A 6,135-nucleotide genomic window follows, 5' to 3' on the forward strand; every position below is an offset into this window, starting at 1 on the left:
GCCCCCGTCCGGCCCGGTCGCGGTCCCTCCGTCGCCGGCCCCGCGCCGACCACCCCGCCCGCGACGCGGCCGGCGCGGGCGGCGGGTCAGGTCGCTCAGCGACCCGTCGGCCCCGCTGTCGCCCGTATCGATCGGCAACGGCTCCGGAGCGGGCGCCCAGAGCTCGGCGGAGCCGGTGCCACCGAGGTCCGCCAGCGGTGCATCGGCGTCCGACCCCGTGAGGTCGGGCAACGACGCGTCCGACGGGGACCTCGTCGGATCGGGCGACGACGCGTCGACGGCCGGAGCCGTCAGGTCGGGCAGCGGCCCGTCACCGTCCCGGACGCCTCCCGCGTCCGGCTCGGTGTCGTGCTCCCGGTCCCGAGGGGCGCCTCCCGCGCTCCCCCGGGACCCCGCGCCCGCCGACCCGGCCGTGAGGTCGGGCAGCGGAGCGTCCCACCCCGGCTCGTCGCCGAAGAGGTCCGGGGGCGTGCTGCCCGCCGGACCGCCGTCGGACGACCTGCCGGCGCCGCTCACGCGATCGCGGCGGCGGGCTCCTTGGCGTCGGCCTCGGCCTGGGCCTTGGCCTTCGCGGCGGTCTCCGCGGCCTTGATGCCGGCGGCGGAGGGCGGCTCGGCACCCGGCGCGGCGAGGCCGAGCTTCTCGTAGATGCGGCGCTCGATCTCCTTGGCGATCTCGAGGTTCGCGTCGAGGTGCGCCTTCGCGTTCGTGCGGCCCTGCGCCAGGCGCTCGCCGTCGAACGAGAAGAACGAGCCGGACTTCTGGACCACGCCGTGCTCGATGCCGAGGTCGATCAGGCAGCCCGAGGTGGAGATGCCCTTGCCGAACTCGATGTCGAACTCCGCCTGCTTGAAGGGCGGGGCGACCTTGTTCTTGACGACCTTCACGCGGACGCGGTTGGCGACCGCGTCGGTGCCGTCCTTGATCGTCTCGATACGGCGGATGTCGAGGCGCTGCGAGCTGTAGAACTTCAGCGCGCGACCGCCCGGCTGCGTCTCCGGCGAGCCGAACATCACGCCGACCTTCTCGCGGATCTGGTTGGTGAAGATGCAGAGCGTGTTGGTGCGGCTCAGGTTGCCGGTGAGCTTGCGCATGGCCTGGCTCATCATGCGCGCCTGCAGGCCGACCGTCTGGTCGCCCATCTGGCCCTCGAGCTCCGCCCGCGGCGTCAGCGCTGCCACGGAGTCCAGCGCCACCACGTCGACGGCGCCGGAGCGCACGAGCATGTCGGCGATCTCCAGCGCCTGCTCGCCGTAGTCCGGCTGCGAGACGAGCAGCTCGTCGATGTCGAGACCGATCCGCTGGGCGTAGATCGGGTCCATCGCGTGCTCGACGTCGATGAACGCGCAGACGCCGCCCTTCTTCTGGGCCTCCGCGAGGATGTGGTAGACGAGTGTCGTCTTGCCGGAGGACTCCGGGCCGAAGATCTCGATGACGCGGCCGCGCGGCACGCCGCCGACGCCGAGGGCGATGTCGAGCGCCAGCGCGCCGGTCGGGATCACGTCCACCCGGGAGTGCGCGCCCTCCTCGCCCATGCGCATCACGGTGCCCTTGCCGTACTGGCGCTCGATCTGCTGCAGGGCGCCCTGCAGTGCGGCGTCGCGGGCCTTCGCCGTCGCCTCGGTCTCCTTGGCGGCCATGTCCTTACACCTCAACGTAGAAAGCGGAATGTCATTGTCCGACGGGGTTCGGACGGAACCCAACCGTACGCACGTTCGTATGCCGGAAACAGGCCGCGAACGTGCCGGAGCGGTGCCGACACGAACGCATGTTCCCACCGGCGTCGGACGGAACCGCGGTGGAGAACCGGCGCCGGCCGTGCGTCCGGAGCGCGGTCCCGCCCGCCCGCGACGGGGCGGCGACTACGGCGCGTCGTGCTCGCCGGCGATGACGCGGCGCAGCAGGTGCAGCGCGGCGGTCGTCGTCAGCTCGCGGACGCGATCGCGGTCGCCCGGGAGCCGCAGGTGCCGCGAGAGACCGCCGTCGGGGCCGGCGACGGCGACGTGGACCGTGCCGACGGGCTTCTCCTCGGAGCCGCCGCCCGGGCCGGCGATCCCGGTCGTCGAGATCGCGACGTCGACGCCCAGGCGCTCGCGGGCCCCGGCGGCCATCGCCGCGGCGACCTCGGGCGAGACCGCCCCGTGCGCGGCGATCAGCGCCGGGTCGACGCCGAGCGCCTGTTCCTTGACCGCGTTGGAGTACGAGACGATGCCGCCCTCGACGACGTCCGACGAGCCCGGGAGCTTCGTCAGGCGCCCGGCGAGCAGGCCGCCGGTGCAGGACTCGGCCGTGGCGACCGTCCAGCCGCGGCCGCGCAGGCCGTCGAGGACGAGCTCGTCGATCGTGCGGCCGTCGGGCGAGAAGACGATGTCGCCGTGGCGCTCGACCACGAACGCCTCGAACGCGCGACCGTCGGCGTCCTGCTCCGGGGCCCAGCGGCTGACGACCTCGAGCTCGCCGCCGCGCATGCAGGTGGTGATCTCGAACGCGTCGACGGCGACGCCGGCGCGGCGTGCGTCGCGCATCGTGTTCGCGAGCTCGGACTCCGGCAGGCCGAAGAGGCGCAGCGTGGACTCGTGCAGCGTCGTGGCCCCGCGGACGGCGGCCAGCAGCCCGGGATGCGACTCGGCGGTCCTCCACATCGGCTGCAGCTCGGGCGGCGGGCCCGGCAGCACGACGACGGTCGGCGTCGGCGGACGGTCCGGGTCGTCGTCGGTGGGCGGCACCACGAGCCCCGGGGCGGTGCCGACCGGCTCCAGGATCGCGGCGCCGTCGGGCACCAGCGCCTGCTTGCGGTTCGCCGCGCGGACGGCCTCCTGGCTGATGCCCTTCCAGCGCCGGGACATCGGTTCGACGATCGCCCAGATGCGGCCCTCGACGGCCTCGTCCAGCGCCACGGGGCGGCCGGTGAACTCGGCGACGATCTGCGTCGTGAGGTCGTCCTCGGTCGGGCCCAGGCCGCCGGAGGTGATGACGAGCTCCAGCCCGCGGTCGCGCGCGTTCTCCAGCGCGGCGCGCAGATCCTCCGGGCGGTCGCCGACGACGGTCGTCGAGACGTGCTGGACACCGAGCGCGCCGAGCCGCTGGGCGAGCCACGGACCGTTGACGTCCGTCACCCAGCCGCCGAGGACCTCGGTGCCGGTGACGACGACCGCGGCGCGCGGGGTGCTCACGAGCAGCTCGGCTTCTTCGCGCCCGTCAGCCGGACGCGGCCGTTCTTCGTGACGTGGAAGGCGATGACGTTCTTGCTGTCGGCCTGCAGCTTGATCCGCTTGCCGGTGTCCAGGACCTTCGCCCCGTCGGTGGTGACGATGTCGAAGCTCTTGGACTTCACGAGCTTCGTGCGCTTGCCGGCGGCGAGCTCGGGCTGGTCGAGGACCTTCCTGCCCTTCGCGTCGCGCACGCAGACCGACGCGGACTCCCTGGACGGCGCGACGATCCGCAGGCGGACGAGGCGGCGCACCCGCGTGGCCTCGGCGGCATCGACGTCGGACGCGCGCTCCTGCTTGCTCTGCGCCTGCGTCGTCGTGGGCGGTGCCGGCTTGTCCTCGCTCTTGCCGAGCTGCAGGACGGCGAAGATCGCCCCGGCGACCACGACGAGCAGCAGCAGGATCGGGAGGAGGTTCGTGCGCTTCTGCGGCCCGAACGCCCCGCCCCGCGATCCGCCGCGCCGCCCACCCCGGCGGCCGCGTTGCGACCCGGCCGACTGGCCGTTGGCCCCGACCTCGTAGGGCTCGTGGCGGAACTTGTACTCCTCGACGAGGAGCTTGGCGTCCAGTCCGAGCGCCTCCGCGTACGTGCGGAGGAAGCTCTTGACGAACGTGGTGCCCGGGAGCAGGCTCCACTCCTCGTTCTCGAGGGCACGGAGGTACTTGGCGCGGATCTTGGTCCGCGATTCGACCTCCGCGATGTCGATGCCGGCGCGCATGCGGGCCTCGCGCAGGGTGACGCCGATTTCTGGCATTGGTCCGGAAGGCTATCGGCCCGGGGAACCCGAGCTGTGGCGCGACGTCATTCGCCGCCGGATCCGAGGACCGCGTGGTCCCCGGTGCGGTCGTCCGTGTCGTCCCCGGAGGGCGGCGCGTGGGGTGCCTCGGGACCGTCCGCGTCGGCGCCGCCGGACGTGCCCTTCCCGCGGATCTGGGCCAGCACGCGGGGCAGGTCCATGGGCTGCACGAGCACCTGACGCGACTTGCTGCCCTCGAAGCCCGAGATGATCCCGCGGCGCTCCATCATGTCCACGAGGCGCCCGGCGCGGGTGTAGCCGACGCGCAGGCGACGTTGCAGTCCGGACGTCGACGCGGCGCCCATCTCGACGACCATCTCGACGGCGTCGGCGAGCAGCGGATCGGCGTCGGCGTCGTTGGGGTCCTCCTCGGCGGACTCCTCGGGCGCGTCGTCCTCGCGGGCCTCGAGCAGGTCCTCACGGATGTCCGGCTCGCCCTGGCGCGCCCAGTGCTCGGTCAGCGCGGCGATCTCGGCCTCGTCGATGTACGCGCCCTGGATGCGGGTGAGCTTCGACGACCCGACCGGGTTGAAGAGCATGTCGCCGCGGCCGAGCAGCGACTCGGCGCCGTTCTGGTCGAGGATGACGCGCGAGTCGGTCTGGGACGACACGGAGAACGCGATCCTGGACGGCACGTTCGCCTTGATCATCCCGGTGATGACGTCCACGCGTGGGGACTGCGTGGCGAGCACGAGGTGGATCCCGACGGCCCGCGCCTTCTGCGCGATGCGGATGATCGCGTCCTCGACGTCGGCCGGCGCGACCATCATCAGGTCGGCGAGCTCGTCGATGACGCACAGGATGTACGGCAGCGGCTCGTCGCCGTCGTCGACGCGGACCTTGTTCAGCTCGATCAGCGAGCGCGTCTTCTTCACGCTCATGACGCCGTAGCGCCACTCCATCTCGCGCACCAGGTTCTGCAGCGCGTTGGCCGCCATCTTCGGGCTCGTGATGACGGGCGTCAGCAGGTGCGGGATCGCCTCGTAGTGGTTCAGCTCGACCTGCTTGGGGTCGACGAGGACGAGGCGCACGTCGTCCGGCGTGGCGTGCAGCAGGATCGACGAGAGCATCGCGTTGACGCAGCCGGACTTGCCCGCGCCGGTGGTGCCGGCGACGAGCATGTGCGGCATCTTCGCCAGGTCGGCGTAGATCGGCGCGCCCGAGACGTCCTTGCCGAGCCAGACGGTGAGCGGGGACGCGTCCTCCGGCGGGTCGCCGTAGACGTCGCCGAGGTGCACGATGCGGCGCCGCGCGTTGGGGACCTCGACGCCGACCGCCGTCTTGCCGGGGACCGGCGCGAGGATGCGGATGTCGGTGGCGGCCAGCGCGTAGGCGAGGTCGTCCTTGAGCTGCGCGACCTTCGACATCTTGATGCCGGGCGCGAGCTTCAGCTCGTACCGCGTGATGTGCGGGCCGGCGATCGTGCCGATCACCTTGGCGTCGACCTTGAAGTGCGCGAGTGCCTCGATCAGCGCGTGCGCGGTCTCCGCCTGGCCGGCGGTGTCGGGGCGCAGCTGGTCGGACGTCGACACCTTCAGGAGCGCGGGGTCCGGCAGGACGTAGCCGTCCTCGGGGGCGTCGTTGTCGCCCGCCATCGGCTGGCGCGAGCGCAGCTCGGCGAGGGTCGGCCGGGGGGCCGGCGCATCGTCCTCGTCCTCGGTGCCGTCGGACTCCTCGGTGCGCGGGGCGGGGACGCGCGGCGGCACGTCCGCGTCGTCGGCCACGCGCAGGTGGCGTGGGGTGCCGCCCGCGGCGCTGCGGCGCGGCGGCACGACGACGGTCGGCTCGTCGTCGGCCGCGTCGAGGGACTGCTCGGTGTCGGCGGTCGGCTCGTCGGCCGGGTCGCCCGGCACGGGCGTGCCCAGGTCGAGGCGGACCTCGTCGCCGTCGCCGAAGAGGTCGGGGTAGCGCAGCGCGCCGTCGAGCTCGGTGCGGCCGGTCTGGCCGGGGCCGCGCGAGGCGCTGACCCCGCCGCGCGACGCGGTGACCTGCTCGCCGCGCGAGGCCGCGATGTCGTCCTCCGGCTCGGGCGGCGTGCTGCGCCCACGGCGCGGGGGCAGCGGGGGGAACTCGGGGGCCGCGTCCTCGTCGGCCGCGCCGGGCAGGCCGACGGGCGCGGGGCCGGTGGC

4 protein-coding genes and 1 pseudogene are annotated in these 6,135 nt (G+C 73.5%); all 5 read right to left on the reverse strand.

From position 1 onward, the window contains the following. Positions 1–231, reverse strand: a pseudogene (locus tag AB0L40_RS25750) (hypothetical protein); the annotation flags it as partial. 281 nt (positions 232–512) lie between these two features. Next, a complete protein-coding gene (recA, locus tag AB0L40_RS25755) occupies positions 513–1,640 on the reverse strand; it encodes a recombinase RecA (protein ID WP_364361331.1) in 1,128 nt (375 codons plus the stop codon). 222 nt (positions 1,641–1,862) lie between these two features. Then, positions 1,863–3,173, reverse strand: coding sequence for a competence/damage-inducible protein A (locus tag AB0L40_RS25760; RefSeq protein ID WP_364361333.1), 1,311 nt, complete (start codon positions 3,171–3,173; stop codon positions 1,863–1,865). Continuing rightward, positions 3,170–3,964, reverse strand: coding sequence for a helix-turn-helix transcriptional regulator (locus AB0L40_RS25765; protein ID WP_364361335.1), 795 nt, complete (start codon positions 3,962–3,964; stop codon positions 3,170–3,172). The genes AB0L40_RS25760 and AB0L40_RS25765 overlap by 4 nt, the downstream gene beginning before the upstream one ends. Positions 3,965–4,011: 47 nt before the next feature. After that, on the reverse strand, positions 4,012–6,135 hold a 2,124-nt coding region (locus tag AB0L40_RS25770), incomplete at its 5' end, for a DNA translocase FtsK (protein WP_364361337.1).

The organism is Patulibacter sp. NPDC049589, from assembly GCF_040675535.1.
GTDB lineage: Bacteria > Actinomycetota > Thermoleophilia > Solirubrobacterales > Solirubrobacteraceae > Patulibacter.

What these genes read in the sequence shown, in the direction of transcription:
- AB0L40_RS25765 (WP_364361335.1), bottom strand. Translation starts at nt 3,964, where the DNA reads ATGCCAGAAATCGGCGTCACCCTGCGCGAGGCCCGCATGCGCGCCGGC.
- recA (WP_364361331.1), bottom strand. Translation starts at nt 1,640, where the DNA reads ATGGCCGCCAAGGAGACCGAGGCGACGGCGAAGGCCCGCGACGCCGCA.